Here is an 18,516-nt window from a genome sequence, read left to right on the forward strand (position 1 = left end):
GACCAGGCACGCGAGCGGCTCACGACGCTCGAGGTCGAAGCGTCGAAGCCCGACCTCTGGGACGACCCCGATCGCGCGCGCAAAGTAAGTGGTGAGCTGTCTGTCGTGCGCGACGACGTAGACCTCGTCGACGCGCTCGAACGGCGCGTCGCCGACGCGCAGACGTTGTTCGACCTCGCGCGCGAAGAGAGTGACGAGTCGCTCGAAGCCGAGATCGACTCCGAGCTCGCCGACCTGCGCGTCGCGCTCGACAAGCTCGAGCTGCGCGCGCTGTTCAGCGGCGAGCACGACGAGCGCGACGCGATCTGCGAAGTGCACTCCGGCGCGGGCGGAACCGACGCGCAGGACTGGGCCGACATGCTGCTGCGCATGTTCACGCGCTGGGCGCAGCAGAAGGGCTTCGAGGTCGAGCTCGACGACCGCAGTGAGGGAACCGAGGCCGGCATCTCCGCGGCGACGTTCATCGTGAAGGGTCGCTACGCGTACGGCCTGTTGAGTGGCGAGAAGGGTGTACACCGGCTCATCCGCATCTCGCCGTTCGACGCGAACGCGCGCCGGCAGACCGCGTTCGCGTCGCTCGACGCGGTGCCGGCGATCGAAGAAGAAGAAGAACCCGAGATCGACCCGAAGGACCTGCGCATCGACTACTACCGGTCGTCGGGAGCGGGTGGTCAGCACGTGAACGTCACCGACAGCGCGGTGCGGATCACGCATCTCCCGACCGGTGTCGTCGTGTCGTGCCAGAACGAACGCTCGCAGCTGCAGAACCGCGCGAAGGCGATGCAGATCCTCGCCGCACGTCTGGCTGCGCGTCAGCGCGACGAACGGCGCAAGGAGTTGGAGGAGTTGTCGGGAGAGAAGCGCGACGTCGCGTTCGGGAGTCAGATCCGCACGTACACGCTCGCGCCGTATCAGCTGGTGAAGGACGAGCGCACGCGCTACGAGACCGGCAACGTGCAGTCCGTGCTCGACGGCGATCTCGACGCGTTCATGACCGAGTTCCTGCAGTGGCGACGCCAGCACGACGGCGCATGAGCGACGCCTGAGAGCGCGGCAACTCGATTGAGGGGGTCGCGGTTGCTACCGTTGGCCAGCCCATGATCCGGTTCGAGAACGTTTCCAAGGTCTACAAAGCCGACGTCGTCGCCGTCCGAGACATCTCCGTCGAGGTGAACAAGGGCGAGTTCGTCTTCCTCGTCGGTCCGTCCGGATCGGGAAAGTCGACGCTGCTGAAGCTGCTGCTGCGCGACGAGTTCGCCAGCACCGGTCGGATCCTCGTCGCAGGACGCGACATCAGCCGGCTCGGTTCGTGGCGCATGCCGCAGTTGCGCCGCAACATCGGCTGTGTGTTCCAGGACTTCAAGCTGCTCCCGAACAAGACGGTGTACGAGAACGTCGCGTTCGCGCTCGAGGTCATCGGCCGTCCGCGCTCGGTCGTGCGCACGCAGGTGCCGCAGATCCTCGATCTCGTCGGCCTCGCGAAGAAGTCGCACAGCTTCCCGGGCGAGCTGTCCGGTGGTGAGCAGCAGCGCGTGTCGATCGCGCGCGCCTTCGTCAACCGCCCGCTCATCCTCCTCGCCGACGAGCCCACGGGGAACCTCGACCCTGCGACCACCGTCGGCATCATGCGTTTGCTCGATCGCATCAACCGCACCGGCACGACCGTCGTGATGGCGACGCACGATCAGCGCATCGTCGACGCGATGCGCCGGCGCGTCATCGAGCTCGATCACGGCATGCTCGTGCGCGACCAGGCGCGTGGCGTCTACGGAGTCGGAACCTGACGTGAGTCGCCTGAAGTACTTCGTGCGCGAGACGCTCGTCTCGTTGCGTCGCAACGTCATGATGACGATCGCCGGCATCATGACCGTGTTCATCTCGCTGATGCTGTTCGGCGGCATCCTCGTCGTCGTGCGCGCCGTCGATCACGGCACGTCGACCTGGCGCCACAACGTCGAGCTCGAAGTGTGGATGAACGTGAAGTCGACGCAACCCGAGATCGACGCGATCCAGGCCGATCTCAAGGCCGACCCGCAGGTGAAGTCGACCCACTTCGTGAGCCACGAAGAAGCGTGGAAGATCTTCAAGCAGATCGAGCACGACAACAAGACGCTGCTCGAGAGCGTCGGCCCGAACGACCTTCCGGTCTCGTTCCTCGTGGTGCCGACGGACGCGAAGTTCACGGCGCAGGTGGCGAGCCGCTTCATCGGCCGCAACGGCGTGCACGACGTCACGACGGCCGACAAGCAGGTGAAGGCGCTCCTCAACGGCATCCGCATCGTGCGCGACCTGTTCTTCGCGATGGCCGCGGTGTTGCTCGCGGCGTCGGTGTTCCTGATCGTGAACACGATCCGGCTCGCGACCTACGCGCGCAGACGCGAGATCGAGGTGATGAAGCTCGTCGGAGCTTCGAACTGGTTCGTGCGCGTGCCGTTCCTCGCGGAGGGCTTCGTGCAGGGCGCGATCGGCGCGGGCCTCGCGTTCGGCGGGGTGTACCTGCTCGAGTCGTGGCTCGGTGGCGTGCTGTCGCGCAGCCGCAACCTCTTCTCGACCTTCTACCTCACCTCGACCGACGCGCTCTCGATCGGCATCATCGTGCTGGTGATCGGCATCGCGATCGGAACCATCGGCTCGATGATCGGGATCCGCCGTTTCCTCGAGGCCTAACTCTCTGGTCGCGCTCGCTGCGAGGCGGGATACCCGCCTCGTGGGCGCTCGCCGCTCCTGACGCCTCAGCCGACAGGCGCGTTCCGGTGGGAACGCGCCTGTCGAACGCCGAGCGGGTGCTTACTTGTTGGGCTGCGGGGTGACGCGGAGGTAGGGCTTGAGCGCCTTCCAGCCCTTCGGGAACTTCGTCTTCGCGTCTTCGTCGGAGACGGTTCCGGCGATGATGACGTCGTCGCCGTCCTTCCAGTTCACCGGCGTCGACACGCTGTAGCCGGCGGTGAGCTGGAGCGAGTCGATGACCCGCAGGATCTCGTCGAAGTTCCGACCGGTGCTCGCCGGGTAGGTGATGATGAGCTTCACCTTCTTGTCGGGCCCGACGATGAACACGGAACGCACGGTGAGCGTGTCGTTCGCGTTCGGGTGGATCATGTCGTAGAGGTCGGCGACCTTGTGCTCGGGGTCGGCGATCAGCGGGAAGTTGAGCTTCGCGCCCTGCGTCTCTTCGATGTCGCCGGCCCAGCTCTTGTGCGAGTCGAGCGGGTCCACGCTCAGGCCGACGACCTTCGTGTTCCGCTTCTCGAACTCCGGCTTGAGCTTCGCCACCATGCCGAGCTCGGTCGTGCAGACCGGCGTGAAGTCCTTCGGGTGCGAGAACAGCACGCCCCAGCCGCTGCCGAGGTACTCGTGGAACTTGATCGTGCCTTCGGTGGTCTCGGCCGTGAAGTCCGGGGCCTCGTCGCCCAGTTGCAATGCCATGAGACAGACCTCTTTCGCTGTGAGTTCGGGTCCGTTCCGGACGTGGCGCGCACATTAGACGGGCGCATCACGAAAAGCGACCCGGGGAGTCGGGATTACGACCGGCAACCGCGAGGCCGTCGATACGATTCCCGCGGTGCCGAGTCGACTGCGTCGTCTGACCGTCGACATCGAGCCGCTCCGCATCTCGCGCGACTTCCGGTTGCTCTGGTTCGGCGAGCTCATCTCGCAGACCGGCAGTCAGGTGACGACGGTCGCGCTCTTCGTGCAGGTCGACCGGATCACGCATTCCGCCGCCGCGGTCGGGCTCATCGGGCTCGCGCAACTCCTGCCGATGATCGTCGCGTCGGTGCTCATCGGACCCGTGATCGACCGGCGCGATCGAAAACGGGTGCTCGTGGTCGCGCAGTTCGGCCTCGCGCTCTCGTCGGTGATCCTGCTCGTCGCCGCGTTCGGGCACGATCCCGCGCTGTGGGTGCTCTACAGCGCGGCGGCGCTCAATGGCGGTCTCGTCGCGGTCGCGATGCCGACGCGCTCCGCGATGACACCCGCGCTCGTGCCCTTCGACATGCTCGCGACCGCGGCCGCGGTGAACCAGGTGATGTGGAACGTCGCCGCGATCGCGGGGCCCGCGCTCGGTGGTCTGATCGTCGCGCAGTTCGGCCTGACCTGGGCCTACGGCTTCGACGTCGCGACCTACGGCTTCGCGATCGGCTTCGCGCTGTGCCTGCGACCCGCGCCACCGGAGCGGGCCGCGGCCGGCGAGCCCGAGGGTTGGGCCGCGATCAAGGAGGGTTTCGCGTACCTCAAGGGTCGCCGCGTCCTGCAGTCGATGTTCACGGTCGACCTCGTCGCGATGATCTTCGGCATGCCGCGGGCGCTGTTTCCACGGCTCGCGGTCGTGCAGTTCCACCGCGGCCCCGAGGTTGTCGGCCTGTTGTTCTCGGCGCTGTCGTTCGGGGCGCTGCTCGGCGCGCTCACCTCGGGCTGGGTCGGAACCGTGCGCCGGCCGGGCCGGGCGATCCTCGTCGCGGTGACGATCTGGGGACTCGCAGTGCTCGGATTCGGGCTCGCGGGTCGCAATCTCGCGCTCGCGTTCGGCTTCCTCGCGATCGCGGGTGCCGCCGACGTGATCTCCGCGGTGTTCCGCGGCTCGTCGCAACAGATCATCATTCCGGACTCGCTGCGCGGTCGCTTGAGCGCGCTCAACATCCTCGTGGTCGCGGGCGGCGCGCGACTCGGCGACTTCGAAGCGGGCATGGCGGGCTCGTTGCTCACGCCGTTCGCCGCGGTCGTGAGTGGTGGGCTCCTGTGTCTCTTCGGCGTCGGCGTGATCGCCGCGGCCGTACCGGAGTTCGCGCGCTGGGACAAGCGCGAGCCCGCGCCCGCGCGTGCAACTGCAGTCCAATTGACGGGTCGTCGCGAGCGCGATTGACTCCGACCCGTGGCGGGGTACTCGGGGACAGTGCTGCCCAAGAAGCTTGGGATCACGGAAGGCGCGCGCGTCGCGCTCGTGAGCGCGCCGGACGGTTTCGAGCGCGAGCTCACGCCGTTGCCCGACGGCGTGCGACTCATGCGGGCGCCGCGCGCGAACCTCGACGTCGTTGTGTTCTTCGTGACACGACGCGCGGAGTTGACGCGCCGCTTCCCGCGTCTCGCGAAGACGTTGCACTGCGACGGCGGCCTGTGGATCGCGTGGCCGAAGCGCACCGCGGGTGTCGTCACCGACCTGTGCGAGCGCGACGTACGCGAGGTCGGTCTCGCGGGTGGGCTCGTCGACAACAAGGTGTGCGCGGTCGACGACATGTGGTCGAGCCTGCGCTTCGTGTACCGGTTGTCGGACCGTCCGAAGTCGCGCACGCGACCACCGACGCGTCGATAGCGCCGGCGCGCCGCTACCGTCGCGCGCATGTGCGGACGGTACGTGTCGGTGTCGTCGCCGGCGCGGCTCGCCGAGGTGCTGCACGTCGACGAGGTCCGGGCCGACGACGCCGAGCCCGACTACAACGTCACGCCCCGGGCCGAGGTCCCGGTGGTCGCCGAGACCAAGGACCACCGGCGGGTGCTGGACCGGGTCCGCTGGGGGCTCGTGCCCAGCTGGGCCAAGGACGTCTCGGTCGGCGACCGCCTGATCAACGCCCGGGCCGACACCGTCGCCACCAAGCCGGCCTACCGCCGGGCCTTCGAGCGCCGGCGCTGCCTCATGCCGGCCGACGGCTTCTACGAGTGGCGCGCGGTTCCCGGCCAGAAGGTGAAGCAGCCGTACTTCATCGCGCGCGCCGATCGTGAGCCGATGGTGTTCGCGGGGCTGTACGAGGTGTGGCGCGATCGGTCGGACCCGGACGCGGAGTGGATGCGCACGTGCGCGCTCATCACCACGGACGCGAACGAGAAGCTCGCGCCGATCCACGACCGCATGCCCGTCGTGTTGCCCGAGGACGCGTGGGGGGAGTGGCTCGATCCCGAGAACCGCGACACCGAGTCGCTGCACGACCTGCTCGTGCCCGCGCCGAGCGACGAGTTCATCGCGTATCCGATCTCGCGTCTCGTCAACAAACCCGAGAACCAGGGACCCGAGTTGCTCGAGCCCGTCGACGAATCGGAGTCGAGCGAAGCCGACGACGCGCAACCGAGACTGTTGTGATTGGTTCCCGCGAGAGCGCGCGCGGAGCGAGCAGCGCGACCTCGGTCGGGGGCCGAGGCGTCGGCGAGGGCGATGCTTGCGAGCCCGACCAGAAGACTCAAACGTCGAGCGCGCTACGCAAGACGTCGATGACGTGCTCGCGGCGCGCCGCGAGCGCGTCGGGCGACATCGCGTCGTCGTCGAGCAGACCGCCGATCAGCGGCGCGTCGGAGACGTACGACAGCACCGCGCCGTAGCCGGTGAGCAGCAACTGGCGCGCGTCGTAGCGACGCAGCCGGCCCGCGTCCATCTCGCGCTCGAGGAAGCGCGCACCGCGATCGAACAACGGCTTCAGCAGGTCGGTGAGCTCGCGGTCGAGCACGGGTCCACCCTCGAGCGCCTCACGGCGCGCGAGCCGCACGAAGTCCGGGTGCTCCTCGAAGAACGTGAACGCGGCGCGCAGCACCTGCTCGACCTGCGGCCAGCCCTCACGCGGACCCGACGTCGCGTCCTCGACGAGCGCGGCCCAGTCGGCGAAGGCGTCGACGAGCACCTCGCGATACAGCGCCTTCTTCGACGGGAAGTGGTGCAGGAGGCTCGGCCGGCGGATGCCGACCTCGTCGGCGATGTCGGTGAGGCTGGTGCCGCTGTAGCCGTGCCCGGCGAAGCGGGCGCGCGCCACGAGAAGGATCTGCTCGCGAGTGCTCGGACCCCCCTGTGCCAGCGCGGCCATGGCGGGCAGGCTACGCCCTCCGGCGGGGCCCTCCGGCGCGAAATCCCTGGTGGCGGACTGCTACCTACTGGTCCGTAGGCTGTACAGTCGGCGGGCGATGCACCTGCTGACCAGCCTCATTCTGCCTGCGCTCGTCTTCGCCTTCCTCGTCACGGAGCTCACGATCCTGGCGACCACGGTGTACCTCCATCGGGGCCTGAGCCACCGTGCGCTCTCGATCAAGCCCGCCGCCGCGCTGCCGTTCCGGTTCCTGCTCTGGATCAGCACCGGCATGCGACCGCGCGAGTGGGTCGCGGTGCACCGCAAGCACCACGCCGCGACCGACACGGTCGACGATCCGCACAGCCCGATCGTCCACGGTTTCTGGCGCGTGCAACTCGGCAACGTCGGGCTCTACAAGAAGGTCGCCGGCGACGAGGTCGCGGTGAAGCGATACGCGCGCGACCTTCCCGCCGACGGTCTCGACCGCGCGCTGTTCGACCACTCGCTGCTCGGCCTCGGGATCGGCATCGTGATCGCGATGCTCATCACGAGCGCGCTCGGCTTCGGTTGGCAGGTCGGGCTGCTCGGTGCGGGTCTGCACGCGTTGATGTACGTGATGCTGTCGGGCGCCATCAACGCCGTCGGGCACACCTACGGTCGACGTCCGCAGGAGAACTCCGCGACGAACGGCCAGATGCTCGCGCTCGTCACTGCGGGCGAGGGTCTGCACAACAACCACCACGCGGCGCCCACGTCGGCGACGTTCGCGCTGCATGGTGAGTTCGATCCCGCGTGGATCGTGATCCGCGTGATGCGTCGCCTCGGTCTCGCGTCGGTGCGACTCGAAGAGCCGAAGCTCAAGCAGGTCGCGTAGTCCGCGCCTCTCAGCGGTTCGCGGGTGCGAGCGCGCGCATCGTCGCGCGTGCCTGATCGGGTGGCGCGAGGATCGCGGGCGCGGGTGTCGTCACGCCCGCCGCGACGTAGCGATCGACGTGGTCGCGGATCTGCTCGGGTGAGCCCCAGATGATGAGGTCGTCGACGAGCTCGTCGGGAATCGCGGCGGTCGCCTTGTCGCGCTCGCCCTTCTGCCAGAAGTCCCACATGTCGCGCAGCATCTCGCCGCGCCCGAGCCAGTCGTGGAAGGCCGCATAGACGGGCACGTTCAGGTACTGCGCGATCGCGCGGCGACCGACGAGGCGCACGAGGTCGCGGTCCTCCGTCGGCAGCACGAACAGGCGGGCGACGATCTCCTTGCCCGCGCCGACGTGGGGGACGACCGTCTTCACGTCGTTCGCGGAGAGCCAGTTGATGATCGCACCGTCGCCTTCACGGCCGGCGAGCCGCAACATCTGCGGGCGGAGCGCGGCCACGAGGATCGGGGGCTGCTCGTCGAGCTTGATGAGCAGCCGGAAGCCGCGTACGCGGAAGGTCTCGTACTCCTCGTCGACCTTCTCGCCCTTCAGCGCGCGGCGCAGGAAGCGGATCGTGTCGCGCACGCGCTGATACGGCTTCTCGAACGCGATGTCGTTCCAGCGCTCGACGATGACGTTCGACGACGCGCCGATGCCGACCGCGAAACGTCCGGGCGCGGCCTGGCACAGCGACGCGATCTGCGACGCGAGCGTGTGCGGGCCGCGCGTGTAGACGGGGATGATCGCGGTCCCGAGTCGCAGCGTCGGTGTCCACGCAGCCGCGAGCGCGAGCGGCGTGAACGCGTCGGCGCCGCCCGACTCGGCCGACCAGAGATCCGTGTAGCCGAGGTCGGCCGCTTCCTCGTACCACTCTCGATGTTCCGACAGCGGCACGCCGTCGAACGGAACCGTGATTCCCCAACGTGAAGCCATGGCCGCCATTCTGCTCGCGTCGTCAGCGTGGTGGGTCGTCGTCGTCTCGCCAGGCGCGCACGATCGTCGACTGGCTCGCGGTGCCGAGCAACGCGCCGTCCTCCCCCCAGAGGTGCACCAGCCCGTGACCGAAGCCGTCGGCGATCGCGTGCACGCGTATGTCGGCGAGGACCCAGTCGGTCGGCGCGCGGTGCGCGACCCGCAGCGTGTTGTCGAGGCTGTTCCCACCCGCGCGCACGCCGAGCGCCTGCGAGATGCCGAACGGCACGTAGTCGCCGATGATCGCGAGGCCCGCGGCCGACATCTCCGCGAGCCCGGGCATGCGCACCCACAGCGCGGAGTTGCCGTCGCCGGGCGGGCCGGGGAACTCGTCGGGGGAGCGCCCGCGCGCGACGCGCATGTCGAGCCGCTCGGCGACCGTGCCGTGATGGCGGTGCATCAGCACGCGCGGCGGGCACTCGTCGGGTGGTGGGACGTCGGGACGGTGCGACCATTGTCCCGACAGCGGGTGCGGGCGCTTGCCGAGCGCGGCGAGCACGGTGAGGATCTCCTGCCCGTCGACGTGCGCGAGCACGCGCACCTGCGAGATCTGATGCCCGCGCACGATCTCGAGCGCGTCGAGCTCGAGCACCGACGGCGGCCGCGCGTAGGTCAGGTACTGCGCGGTCGCCCACACGAGCGGACGGCCCGTGAGCTGCTCGGCGGCTTCGATGCACGCGCCGAGCCCGCAGCCACCGAACAGCGCGCCGGTGCCGGAGATCAACCCGTCGACGATCGGCATGCGCCATTTGCCCGGCGCGCGGGCCTCGAGCCCGAAGAACGTGATCGGATCCACCGCGATCCTTCCGTCAGCGGCGCGGCGCGCGCCGCTCGACGAGTCCCGCGTGGCCGGTGAGCTTCATCCCGGTGAGCGTGCGTTCCTGGTGGCGCATCCGCCACGTGAGCATGCGCTGCGCGTACGCGAGCACGGTCGACGCGTACGCGGGATCGCTCGCGCGGTTCAGGATCTGCGCGGGGTCGTCGTCGAGGTCGAAGAAGATCGGTGGCATCCCCGCGAAGTGCACGTACTTGCCGTGGTCGTCGCGCAGCACCGTGATCGAGCACTCCTCGAGCGTGAGATCGAACGCGCGCTCGAGGAGGTCGCTGCCGGCGTCGCGGAAGTCGAACTCGAAGTGCACCTCTTCGCGCCACGGCGCGTCGTCACGCGTGTCGGCATGGAGGAAGTTGGTGAGGGGCCGGCCGTCGCACTGCAAGGGAACGTCGGCGTCGAACAGGTCGAGCAGCGTCGGCAGCACGTCGACGTGCTCGGTGTACGCGTTGACCGTCTGACCGCGGCGCGCGTCGGCCTCCGTTCGCGGGTCCCGCACGATCAGCGGCACGTGGTACGACGAGTCGAACCAGCCGAGCTTGTGCAGGAGATAGTGGTCGCCGAGCATCTCGCCGTGGTCGGACGTCACGACGACGATGGTGCGCTCCGCCTCCCCGGTCGCGTCGAGATGATCGAGGATGCGACCGATCTGGTCGTCGACCTCGGCCTGCATGCCGTAGTAGGTCGCGCGCAGCTGCCGCAGATGACGCTCGTCGTCGGGACTCGTGAGGAACGGGTGGTTCACGAGCGCGGCGACGAGCGGGTGCTGCGCGCCCTCGGCCTCGCGGTTCGCCGCGCGCACCGGCATCGGCACGGTCATCGGATCGAACATCGTGTTGTACGGCTCGGGTGCGTAGAACGGCGGGTGCGGACGCAGAAAGCTCACGTGCGCGAACCAGCCGTCGTGCGGTGCCCGCGCGCGCTCGCCGTCGACGAACTCGAGCAGCCGGTCGGTGAGGAACGCGGTCTGGCTGTGCTTCGCCGCGTACTTCGTCGGCGCGCGGTGCGGTCCCCACTCGTCGGTTCCCGTGTACGCGTCGACCGGATGATCGACGAACGCGCGCCAGTCGTCGCCGATGTCGTAACCGTGCTCGACGAGGTACGCGAGCCACAGCTGCGGATCACCTTCGGGCAGATGGCACACCGCGTCGAAACCCGGCAACACGCCCTCGTAGTGCCGCAATCGCTCGTCGCCCGGCGGCACCGTGCGCGGGTCGACGCTCGTGTCCGTGTAGCCGAACAATGCCGGTCGGTAACCGAGCTTGCGGAACTCGAGTGCCACGTTCGTGTGGCGGGCGTCGAGTGGCGTGCCGTTGCTCGCGGATCGATGATTCATCAGGTACATGCCGGTATACAGCGACGCGCGGCTCGGACCGCACGGCGCGGTCTGCGCGAAGTGACGTGCGAACCGCACTCCGGATGCGGCGAGCCGATCGAGGTTCGGCGTGCGCACGACCGGGTGACCCGCGCACGAGAGCGAGTCGCCGCGCCACTGGTCCGCGGTCACGAACAGCACGTTCATCGACACGGCCGCAGCTTCGCACGGCGCGGCGCGCGCCGTCCGGTTGGCTCGCCGTACGTGACGGCCGCGACCGTGCGTGCGGTATCCATCGCACGCGCCCGCGGGCCGCGGTACTGTGCGCGGCGTTACGGCCGCCTTCATCGGGGATTGGTGTCCGTCACTCAACCGTCTGCTGGGCCCCAGTCGGCGGTTGATCGGCGGCTGGGTTTTACAGCCGCACGCTCGGTGGGCTCCCTGGATCGAACCGCCCGTCGGTCCGGGGAGCCCCCGACCAAACCGGAGGTCACCTCGGTGACCTCCGGAACGGAATCGGGCAGGGCGCGTGCTCACAGTTCCGACGCGCCCTGCCCATATTCCTGGTCGTGCTCGCTAGCGTGCGCGCATGGCGGCACTGCTGGCGGATCGGGTCGCGGTCGTGACCGGGGGTGGGGGCGGCATCGGTCGCGGAGTCGCGACGAAGTTCGCCGCGGAGGGCGCGCGCGTCGTCGTCGCGGAGATCGACGAGACGCGCGCCCACGAGACCGTCGCGGCGATCGCGGGTGATGGCGGCATCGCGATCGCGGCGGTGCTCGACGTCACGACATCGGACGGCGCGACGCGCGCCGTCGACGCGGCAGTCGACGAGTACGGGCACATCGACGTGCTCGTGAACAACGTCGGGCACTTCGGCGGCGCGCGCAGGGCGTTCCACGAGAACACCGACGAAGAGTGGGACGACCTCTACCGCGTCAATCTCGCGCACGTGCTCGGCGCGTCACGCGCCGCGATCACGAAGATGCTCGAACAAGGCGGCGGCGGCAGCATCGTGAACGTCTCGACGATCGAGGCGTTTCGCGCGATCCCGACGCGCGCGGTGTACTCCGCATTCAAGGCCGCGATCACGGGCTTCACGCGCAGCGTGGCGGTGGAGTACGCACGCGACGGCATCCGCGTGAACGCGATCGCACCCGATGTCGTCGAGACGTTGCAGGTGCCGTACTCGCGCTGGGTCAAGCCCGAGCAGGAGCACATGGTGCCGACGTGGGTGCCGCTCGGTCGGTTCGGTCAGCCCGCCGACGTTGCCGACGTCGCGCTGTTCCTCGCGTCGGATCTCTCGCGCTTCGTCACGGGCACGACCGTGCCCGTCGACGGCGGCACGTTCGCGGCCGGCGGTTGGTTCCCGACCGAGGAAGGCGGCTGGACCAACCGCCCCCGCCGACCCTGAAACGCGCGGCCCGCCCGACCCGGCGCTGACCCGCGGGCTGAGGCGTCAGGAGCGGTGAGCGTGAGCGAGCGCGACCGGTAGACGCGTGAGGCCGCGCAGCACGACGCGGCCGTTGTAGACGAGCGGCTCGCCGGTGAGCTCGATGTCGGGGAAGCGGCGCACGAGGCTGCCGATCGCGACCTGACCCTCGAGCCGCGCGAGCGCGGCGCCGAGGCAATGGTGGAAGCCGCCGCCGAACGCGACGTGCTCACCCGCGTTCGGACGGCCGAGGTCGAGCGTGCCGGCGGTCGGGCCGAAGTGCTCGACATCGCGGTTCGCGGATGCGAGCGAGGTGAGCACGAACGAGCGCGCCGGGATCGTGCGCCCACCGATCTCGACGTCGACGAGCGTGATCCGCCGTGACGCGGTCACCGGCCCGTCGTAGCGCAGCAGCTCGTCGATCGCGTTCACGTCGAGCGTGGGGTCGTCGGCGAGGCGTTCGAGCTCGGCGCGGTTGCGCATCAGCGCGAGCATGCCGTTGCCGATCAGGTTCACGGTCGTCTCGTGACCGGCGACGAACAGCAACAGCACCTGGTCGATGAGCTCTTGCTCGGTGAGCCGGTCGCCTTCGTCCTCGGCGGCGAGCAGCGCGCTCAGTAGATCGTCGGCCGGGTGCGCGCGCTTCCACACGAGCACCTCGCGCACGTACGCCGTCATCGCGTCGCCCGCCGCGAGCGCGGTCACGAACTCCTCGTCGGTGAGGACCGGGTCCAGCGTCTTCACGAGGTCGCCCGACCACGTGCGCAGCTGCACGCGGTCCTGGCCCTCGGGCATGCCGAGCAGGTCGGAGATGACGGCGAAGGGGAGTGGGAACGCGACGTCGCCGATGATGTCGAGCACGTGCGCGTCGCGCGCGAGCGCGTCGTGCAAGAGGTCGTCGACGAGCTGTTGCGCGACCGGCCGCAGGTTCTCGACGACACGCGGCGTGAACACCTTCGCGACGAGCCGCCGCAATCGATGGTGATCGGGTGGGTCGAGGTTGAGCATCGCCCGGCTGCCGCTGCTGCGATTGCCGGTCAGCTCCTCGCGCTCGGCGTTCTGGAGCGCGGGCGGGATGTCGGCCTTCGCGTCCTCGACCGAGAGGGTCGGGTCCCGCAGCACGCGCAGCACGTCGTCGTAGCGGAACAGGATCCAGGTGCCGATCGGCGAGAAGTGCACCGGCTCCTGCTCGCGGAAGTCGGCGAGCGTGGGGTACGGGTCGGCGGCGAAAGCGGGGTCGAACGGGTTGAAGACCGGCTGCTCGACGACCATGCGGGCACGGTAACCACCGCCCGCCGGAGCGTCGACGTGACGTCGGTCACTCGAATTCCTCAACCTCTGCCCACGACGTGCCGAAGATAGTTGCACTATGGCTGCAAGTAATGTTGGATGGAGCAGGTGAGCGGTCAGCGCCCGCCGAGGCGAAGCCCCGTGCCGCGAAGAGCGAGCATGCGACCGTGTGACCGCCCGTCGTGAGTGCCGAAGCCACTGCCAGGGTCGACGGGCGGGTCCAGCGGGGGGCGGCCAACCGGGCCGCGCTGGTCGAAGCGCTCGTCACGTTCTGGGAAGAGGGGCAGCTCGAGCCGACGGCCGCGCAGATCGCGGAGCGCGCCGGTGTCGCGGTGCGATCGGTGTACACGCACTTCGGTGACATCGAGTCGCTCGCGGTCGAGGTCGTGCACCGCCAGTACCTCGTGCACGGACCGAATCAGGACACGACCCCGATCGCCGGGCCGCTGTCGAAGCGCATCACCGAGCTCGTGCGCCGGCGCGCGTTGCTCTACGAAGCGATCGCGCCGGTGCGCCGCGCGGGGATGCTGTTCGTGCATCGGAGCGAGACGATCGCGGCCAACCTGAAGATGCTCGCGCGCCACTTGCGCGCGCAGGTCGGCGACACCTTCGCGCCCGAGCTCGGTCGCAGCGGCGCCGACGTGTCGGCGGTGCTCGACGCGATCGACGTGCTCCTCTCGTGGGAGTCGTGGGATCGGCTGCGCACGCAACAGGGCTGCTCGGTCGCGCGCGCGCGGCGGGTGCTCGAGACCGCGTTGATCCGACTGCTCGAACCGACCAGGGAGTAACCATGTCCGCCATCCGTCCCAACCGCGACCAGTTCACCGAGCTGGCCGCCAGCACCGAGACCGGTCCGGTCGTGATGCTGAACCTGCTGAAGTTCAAGGCGCAGGCGACGGGCGAGGACGGCAGCGGCGCGGACGCCTACAAGCGTTACGGCGACGAGGCCGTGAAGCTGGTCGAGGAGCAGGGCGGCCGCATCCTCTGGCAAGGGCGCGCCGACCAGATCCTCATCGGCGACCCCGCGCGCGACTGGGACTCGGTCGTGCTCGTCGAGTACCCGAGCCGCAAGGCGTTCCTCGACATGGTGTCGAAGCCGAAGTACGAAGCGGCGCACGAGCACCGCGAGGCCGGGCTCGAGCGCACGGAGCTCGTCGCGATGACCGAGCAGTTCCGTTCGTTCGGCATCTGAGATCGAGGTTCCGACGATGGGCCGCAAGATCCTCTTCATCACGACGGACCAGCAGCGCTACGACTCGCTCGGCTGTAACGGCGGCACGATCGCGCGCACGCCGGTGGTCGACGGGCTCGCGGCCACGGGCGTCAACTTCCGGCGCGCCTACAACCAGAACACCGTGTGCATGCCCGCGCGCTCGACGATGCTCACGGGTCAGTACGTGCGCACGCACGGCGTGTTCGCGAACGGCATCCCGTTGCCGGCCGACGCGCCGAGCGTCGCCGCGCACTTGAAGGAACGTGCCGGTTATTGCACCGCGCTCCTCGGCAAGGCGCACTTCGATCCGGGCTTCGACCTCGACGGCACGTGGGCGGAGAGCCGACTCGCGCGCGAAGGCAGCACCGGACCAATGCGCGGGTTCGAGCACGTCGAGCTCGCGATGCACACGCCGAACGTCGGCCGGCATCCGATTCAGCACTACGGCAAGTGGCTCATCGACGAGCACGGGCTCGAAGCGTGCGCAGGCTTCTCGCCGCTGCTCGCAGCCGAGCCCGGCGGCGACACCGGCGCACCCGAGACGAGCATCAACCCGATCCCGCGCGAGTGGTACCACACCGACTGGGTCGCCGATCGCACCATCGCGTACCTCGACTCGCTGCCCGCGGACGCGAACTGGTTCGTGTGGATGTCGTTCCCCGACCCGCACCACCCGTGGGACCCGCCGGCGGCGGAACGCGCGCGCGTGAACTGGCGCGACCTCGACTTGCCGCCTGGTCATCCCGGCTCGTCCGACCAGATCGCCGAGGTGCTCGCGCAGAAGCCCGCGCACTGGCTCGCGTGCTACGAGGGCTCGTGGGTGAATCGCGAAGGCGGACCCGGCACCTACCGACCGCAGTTGCTGAGCGACGACAACATCCGTGAGATCAACGCGATGACGCACATCGAGAACGAGCTCATCGACGAAGCGTGTGGTCGTGTGCTGCGCCGTATCGCGGCGCGGGGTTGGGACGCCGACACCGACGTCTTCTTCACGACCGATCACGGCGAGCTGCAGGGCGACTTCGGCTTCGTGTTCAAGGGCCCGTTCCACACCGATGCGCTCATGCGCCTCCCGATGGTGTGGCGACCGGCGCCGTCGGCGCGCGTCGACCCCGCCGAAGTCGACGAGCCCGTCGGTCAGGTCGACCTCGCGCCGACGTTCTGCGCGATCGCAGGGGTCGACGTACCGGACTGGATGCAAGGGAGCGCGCTCCCGACCGCGGCGGGCGGCGGCCGGGAGCGCGTGCTGTGCGAATGGGACAGCCAGTTCCCCGGCTACGGCATGCATCTGCGTTCGATCCAACGCGACGAATGGCTCTGTACCGCGTACGAGCCGTCGACGCGCGGCGAGCCCAACGGGCTCGAGCCGTTCCTCGAGCTCATGCACATGGATCCGCAGTCGACCGTGGAGTACGACGGCACCGAGGGCGAGCTCTACAACGTCGTCGACGACCCGTACCAGTTCCGCAACCTCTGGGACGATCCCGACTACCGCCGGTTGCGCGACGACCTCGTCGCCGATCTGTACGACAACCTGCCGGCCGCGCGCGAGCCGCGACTGCTCGTCGAGCGGCCCGCGTAGCGCGCCGTTACGACGACACCGGCACGGTCGTCGTCGAGGTCGATGTCGTGGTCGAGTCGGGACTCGCCACGACCGTGATCGTGAGGGACGGGATCGCGGTGATCGCGCTCCAGCCCGGCGGGAAGAGCGGCTCCGGGTGATCCAAATCGATGACGCCGGCGGTGCAGTGGTCGTCGCCGATCATCGCCTCCGTCGGCACCAGCTCGGCGACGAGCTCGCGCGTCTCGCCGGGCGCGATCGTGCCGCCCAGCGTCCAGTCGGTGCCCTGGTTTCCCCAGTATTCGCCCCCGCGGTACGGGTACACGTCGGGGATCGCGCAATCGAGCAGCAGATACTGCTCGTCGCCCGCGTCGGGCCGCGTGAGCGTGATGACATGGTCGGTCACGTTGCGAATCGTCAGGTGCAATGTCGTCGTGTCACCGACGGCCACGGTGGTCGTGCTCGCGGTGAGGGTTCCCGCGAAGTCGCCGACCTGCGGGATCGCGGGCGGCGGCAGCGTGGTCGTGGTCGGCGCGAGGGTCGCGCCGATCGTCGTTGCCTCGGTGGTCGTCGTCGTGTCGCCGGTCGGCGTGGTCACGCTCGTGCTCGTCATGAAAGTGGTCGTCGACGTGCCGTGCGTCTTCACCGCGAGCCCGCGGTCGTCGCCGGGGCGCGCGACGGCGACCGTGAGCGCGATGGCGGTCGCCGCCGTGCCCGCGACCGCGCCGAGCTGGCGCTGTCGCCGCCGGCGCAGGCGCGCTGCGAGCGCGTTGGGCGAGAAGGGTGGGACATCGCCGATCGCGTCGGCGAGCACGTCGTGCAGATCCTCCAGCATTGCGCTCCATTCCTGAACGTCGGGGGCCGTCAGGCACTACGGGGAAGTGGTCGTCGTCGGGGCGACCGTGGTGGTGGGCGTGGCGGCCGCGCCGACCGTGATCGTGACCGGCGCGATCGCGTCCACGCGACCGGCGATCGCGAGGTTCGACAGTCCGTCGGAACGGTCGAGGATCACGACCTCACACGTCACCGTGCCGATGTCGTCGGCCGTGGGCGTGAACGTCTCGGATTCGCCGATGCCCGAACCGCTCGCGAGCGGCGCGCTCCAACTGGGCACGAACAGGTGGTCGGATCCGAGCGGAACCAGTGGCCGCCCGCCGGCGTCGAGCGGCGCGCACACGAGAGCGACGACGTCGGGATTGGGGACGTCGACCTCCTGCCCCAACGTCGGGTTGTCGTCGGGCACGATGTCGTGAGCGCTGCGGTTGCGGATCGCCCACCCGACCGTCACGGGTCGGCCGACGGTCGCGGTCGTCGGCGCGGCGACGAGGATGCCGTCGAGGTCCGCGGCACTCGGATTGGTGCTCGGCTGCGCGGCCGAGGTCGGCTGGGTCGGTGCCGACGTCGTCGGCGACCCGACCGGTGGGGGAGATGGCGACGTGCCGAGTGTCGGGGCGGTCGTCGTGAACGCCGGGCCGACCGCGGTCGTGGACGGCGTGGTCGTCGTCGTCTCGTCGGGGCGCGCGCCGGCCGCGGCCGGGTGTCGGTCGGAGCTCGCGCGTCCGAGCGCGAACGCGCCGCTCACCGCGGCGAGCACGGCGACGACGGCCGCGAGCGCGACGACCTGGCGCTGGCGATGCCGGCGGCGGCGGCGGGCGAGGTCGCCGAGGTCGAACGGTGGAGTCGCGCCGACGGAGTCGTCGAGAAGGTCGTGGAGGTCAGGCATGATCGAGCTCGGGGTTCGGGATCGTGAGATCGAGGTCGGCGGTGAGCCGGGCGCGGAGGTTGGCGACGGCCTGGCTCGTGAGCGCCTTCACCGTGCCTTCGGCGCAGCCCATGACGGCCGCGGTGTCGGCGACGGAGAAGTCGTTGAAGTAGCGGAGCACGATCGCGGCGCGCTGGCGCGGGGGCAGGGTCGCGACCGCAGCGCGTACCGCGAGGGCGTCGGTGGGATCGTGGTCGGGCGGGGGGTCGACGTCGGCGAGCTCGGCGATGCGACGCGCGACGCGCAGGCGCCGGAAGCCGGACTTCGCGAGGTTGAACGCGACGCGCAGGGCCCAGCGGTCGGGCCGCTCCATCGTCGACACCGAAGCCCAGTTGCGCCAGACCCGCAGCAGTGTCTCTTGGGTCAGGTCCTCCGCGGTCTCGCGGCTGCCGCAGTAGAGGAAGAGGGCGCCGTAGAGCGCGCGGTGGTGCGCCTCGCAGAACCCGGCGACGTCGTCGCTGTCCCACATG

Annotated in this window: 20 protein-coding genes; 11 read left to right on the plus strand and 9 right to left on the minus strand. The window is 69.5% G+C overall.

Translation table 11 applies throughout. The features are described from left to right. From prfB to ftsX, 3 genes are all read left to right on the plus strand, one after another. Positions 1 to 1,035: peptide chain release factor 2 (gene prfB / locus VH914_12390; GenBank protein HEX4491997.1), on the plus strand; the 1,035-nt coding region annotated here is incomplete at its 5' end. Positions 1,036 to 1,097: 62 nt separating this feature from the next. Beyond that, entirely contained in the window at positions 1,098 to 1,784 is a 687-nt protein-coding gene (ftsE, locus tag VH914_12395; GenBank protein HEX4491998.1) for a cell division ATP-binding protein FtsE, read from the plus strand. 1 nt (position 1,785) lies between these two features. After that, positions 1,786 to 2,667 carry a permease-like cell division protein FtsX gene (ftsX, locus tag VH914_12400; protein ID HEX4491999.1) on the plus strand — a complete coding sequence of 294 codons (882 nt, stop codon included), beginning with the start codon at positions 1,786 to 1,788 and terminating at the stop codon, positions 2,665 to 2,667. Between the two features lie 120 nt (positions 2,668 to 2,787). Here ftsX and VH914_12405 read toward each other — a convergent pair whose 3' ends face one another. Further along, positions 2,788 to 3,423: a peroxiredoxin gene (locus VH914_12405; GenBank protein ID HEX4492000.1), complete on the minus strand. Its 636-nt coding sequence runs from the start codon at positions 3,421 to 3,423 to the stop codon at positions 2,788 to 2,790. 136 nt (positions 3,424 to 3,559) lie between these two features. Between VH914_12405 and VH914_12410 the strand changes: the two genes are divergently transcribed. Genes VH914_12410 through VH914_12420 form a run of 3 tightly spaced genes read left to right on the plus strand, consistent with a single transcriptional unit; the run spans position 3,560 to position 6,067 of the window. Then, positions 3,560 to 4,858: an MFS transporter gene (locus VH914_12410; protein HEX4492001.1), complete on the plus strand. Its 1,299-nt coding sequence runs from the start codon at positions 3,560 to 3,562 to the stop codon at positions 4,856 to 4,858. Positions 4,859 to 4,888: 30 nt separating this feature from the next. Then, a complete protein-coding gene (locus VH914_12415) occupies positions 4,889 to 5,305 on the plus strand; it encodes a DUF3052 domain-containing protein (protein HEX4492002.1) in 417 nt (138 codons plus the stop codon). 27 nt (positions 5,306 to 5,332) lie between these two features. Beyond that, positions 5,333 to 6,067: an SOS response-associated peptidase gene (locus VH914_12420; protein HEX4492003.1), complete on the plus strand. Its 735-nt coding sequence runs from the start codon at positions 5,333 to 5,335 to the stop codon at positions 6,065 to 6,067. A gap of 97 nt (positions 6,068 to 6,164) precedes the next feature. Here VH914_12420 and VH914_12425 read toward each other — a convergent pair whose 3' ends face one another. Then, positions 6,165 to 6,779, minus strand: coding sequence for a TetR/AcrR family transcriptional regulator (locus VH914_12425; protein ID HEX4492004.1), 615 nt, complete (start codon positions 6,777 to 6,779; stop codon positions 6,165 to 6,167). A 97-nt stretch (positions 6,780 to 6,876) separates the two neighbouring features. On the opposite strand from VH914_12425, the gene VH914_12430 reads away from it, so the two are divergent. Beyond that, positions 6,877 to 7,635 (plus strand): fatty acid desaturase, encoded by a 759-nt coding sequence (locus tag VH914_12430; GenBank protein HEX4492005.1) that lies wholly within the window; start codon positions 6,877 to 6,879, stop codon positions 7,633 to 7,635. A 10-nt stretch (positions 7,636 to 7,645) separates the two neighbouring features. Here VH914_12430 and VH914_12435 read toward each other — a convergent pair whose 3' ends face one another. The 3 genes from VH914_12435 to VH914_12445 are packed head-to-tail and all read right to left on the minus strand — an operon-like array spanning position 7,646 to position 10,995. Further along, entirely contained in the window at positions 7,646 to 8,605 is a 960-nt protein-coding gene (locus VH914_12435) for an LLM class F420-dependent oxidoreductase (protein HEX4492006.1), read from the minus strand. Positions 8,606 to 8,627: 22 nt separating this feature from the next. Next, on the minus strand, positions 8,628 to 9,440 hold the full coding sequence (locus VH914_12440) for a thioesterase family protein (GenBank protein HEX4492007.1): 813 nt from the start codon (positions 9,438 to 9,440) through the stop codon (positions 8,628 to 8,630). Between the two features lie 13 nt (positions 9,441 to 9,453). Next, the gene (locus VH914_12445) at positions 9,454 to 10,995 is read right to left on the minus strand and encodes an alkaline phosphatase family protein (protein HEX4492008.1); all 1,542 of its coding nucleotides are present in this window, start codon (positions 10,993 to 10,995) and stop codon (positions 9,454 to 9,456) included. Between the two features lie 382 nt (positions 10,996 to 11,377). Between VH914_12445 and VH914_12450 the strand changes: the two genes are divergently transcribed. Next, complete coding sequence (locus VH914_12450) at positions 11,378 to 12,199, plus strand: glucose 1-dehydrogenase (GenBank protein ID HEX4492009.1); 822 nt, start codon at positions 11,378 to 11,380, stop codon at positions 12,197 to 12,199. Positions 12,200 to 12,244: 45 nt separating this feature from the next. On the opposite strand, the gene VH914_12455 is transcribed toward VH914_12450, so the two are convergent. Continuing rightward, positions 12,245 to 13,489 (minus strand): cytochrome P450, encoded by a 1,245-nt coding sequence (locus tag VH914_12455; protein HEX4492010.1) that lies wholly within the window; start codon positions 13,487 to 13,489, stop codon positions 12,245 to 12,247. 200 nt (positions 13,490 to 13,689) lie between these two features. Between VH914_12455 and VH914_12460 the strand changes: the two genes are divergently transcribed. Genes VH914_12460 through VH914_12470 form a run of 3 tightly spaced genes read left to right on the plus strand, consistent with a single transcriptional unit; the run spans position 13,690 to position 16,305 of the window. Continuing rightward, positions 13,690 to 14,295, plus strand: a complete 606-nt coding sequence (locus VH914_12460; GenBank protein ID HEX4492011.1) for a helix-turn-helix domain-containing protein — start codon at positions 13,690 to 13,692, stop codon at positions 14,293 to 14,295. Positions 14,296 to 14,297: 2 nt separating this feature from the next. Further along, on the plus strand, positions 14,298 to 14,699 hold the full coding sequence (locus tag VH914_12465; protein HEX4492012.1) for a DUF1330 domain-containing protein: 402 nt from the start codon (positions 14,298 to 14,300) through the stop codon (positions 14,697 to 14,699). Positions 14,700 to 14,715: 16 nt separating this feature from the next. Further along, positions 14,716 to 16,305: a sulfatase-like hydrolase/transferase gene (locus VH914_12470; GenBank protein HEX4492013.1), complete on the plus strand. Its 1,590-nt coding sequence runs from the start codon at positions 14,716 to 14,718 to the stop codon at positions 16,303 to 16,305. A 7-nt stretch (positions 16,306 to 16,312) separates the two neighbouring features. On the opposite strand, the gene VH914_12475 is transcribed toward VH914_12470, so the two are convergent. Genes VH914_12475 through VH914_12485 form a run of 3 tightly spaced genes read right to left on the minus strand, consistent with a single transcriptional unit; the run spans position 16,313 to position 18,515 of the window. Further along, complete coding sequence (locus VH914_12475) at positions 16,313 to 17,119, minus strand: hypothetical protein (GenBank protein HEX4492014.1); 807 nt, start codon at positions 17,117 to 17,119, stop codon at positions 16,313 to 16,315. Between the two features lie 36 nt (positions 17,120 to 17,155). Beyond that, positions 17,156 to 18,007 carry a hypothetical protein gene (locus VH914_12480; GenBank protein HEX4492015.1) on the minus strand — a complete coding sequence of 284 codons (852 nt, stop codon included), beginning with the start codon at positions 18,005 to 18,007 and terminating at the stop codon, positions 17,156 to 17,158. Next, positions 18,000 to 18,515: a sigma-70 family RNA polymerase sigma factor gene (locus VH914_12485; GenBank protein HEX4492016.1), complete on the minus strand. Its 516-nt coding sequence runs from the start codon at positions 18,513 to 18,515 to the stop codon at positions 18,000 to 18,002. The genes VH914_12480 and VH914_12485 overlap by 8 nt, the downstream gene beginning before the upstream one ends. Position 18,516 lies beyond the last annotated feature (1 nt).

The sequence above is a fragment of the Acidimicrobiia bacterium genome (assembly GCA_036271555.1).
Taxonomy (GTDB): Bacteria; Actinomycetota; Acidimicrobiia; order IMCC26256; family PALSA-610; genus DATBAK01.

What these genes read in the sequence shown, in the direction of transcription:
- VH914_12445 (HEX4492008.1), bottom strand. Translation starts at nt 10,995, where the DNA reads ATGAACGTGCTGTTCGTGACCGCGGACCAGTGGCGCGGCGACTCGCTC.
- VH914_12435 (HEX4492006.1), bottom strand. Translation starts at nt 8,605, where the DNA reads ATGGCTTCACGTTGGGGAATCACGGTTCCGTTCGACGGCGTGCCGCTG.
- VH914_12420 (HEX4492003.1), top strand. Translation starts at nt 5,333, where the DNA reads ATGTGCGGACGGTACGTGTCGGTGTCGTCGCCGGCGCGGCTCGCCGAG.
- VH914_12405 (HEX4492000.1), bottom strand. Translation starts at nt 3,423, where the DNA reads ATGGCATTGCAACTGGGCGACGAGGCCCCGGACTTCACGGCCGAGACC.
- VH914_12450 (HEX4492009.1), top strand. Translation starts at nt 11,378, where the DNA reads ATGGCGGCACTGCTGGCGGATCGGGTCGCGGTCGTGACCGGGGGTGGG.
- VH914_12430 (HEX4492005.1), top strand. Translation starts at nt 6,877, where the DNA reads ATGCACCTGCTGACCAGCCTCATTCTGCCTGCGCTCGTCTTCGCCTTC.
- VH914_12475 (HEX4492014.1), bottom strand. Translation starts at nt 17,119, where the DNA reads ATGCTGGAGGATCTGCACGACGTGCTCGCCGACGCGATCGGCGATGTC.
- VH914_12425 (HEX4492004.1), bottom strand. Translation starts at nt 6,779, where the DNA reads ATGGCCGCGCTGGCACAGGGGGGTCCGAGCACTCGCGAGCAGATCCTT.
- VH914_12485 (HEX4492016.1), bottom strand. Translation starts at nt 18,515, where the DNA reads ATGTGGGACAGCGACGACGTCGCCGGGTTCTGCGAGGCGCACCACCGC.
- ftsE (HEX4491998.1), top strand. Translation starts at nt 1,098, where the DNA reads ATGATCCGGTTCGAGAACGTTTCCAAGGTCTACAAAGCCGACGTCGTC.
- VH914_12470 (HEX4492013.1), top strand. Translation starts at nt 14,716, where the DNA reads ATGGGCCGCAAGATCCTCTTCATCACGACGGACCAGCAGCGCTACGAC.
- VH914_12465 (HEX4492012.1), top strand. Translation starts at nt 14,298, where the DNA reads ATGTCCGCCATCCGTCCCAACCGCGACCAGTTCACCGAGCTGGCCGCC.
- VH914_12480 (HEX4492015.1), bottom strand. Translation starts at nt 18,007, where the DNA reads ATGCCTGACCTCCACGACCTTCTCGACGACTCCGTCGGCGCGACTCCA.
- VH914_12455 (HEX4492010.1), bottom strand. Translation starts at nt 13,489, where the DNA reads ATGGTCGTCGAGCAGCCGGTCTTCAACCCGTTCGACCCCGCTTTCGCC.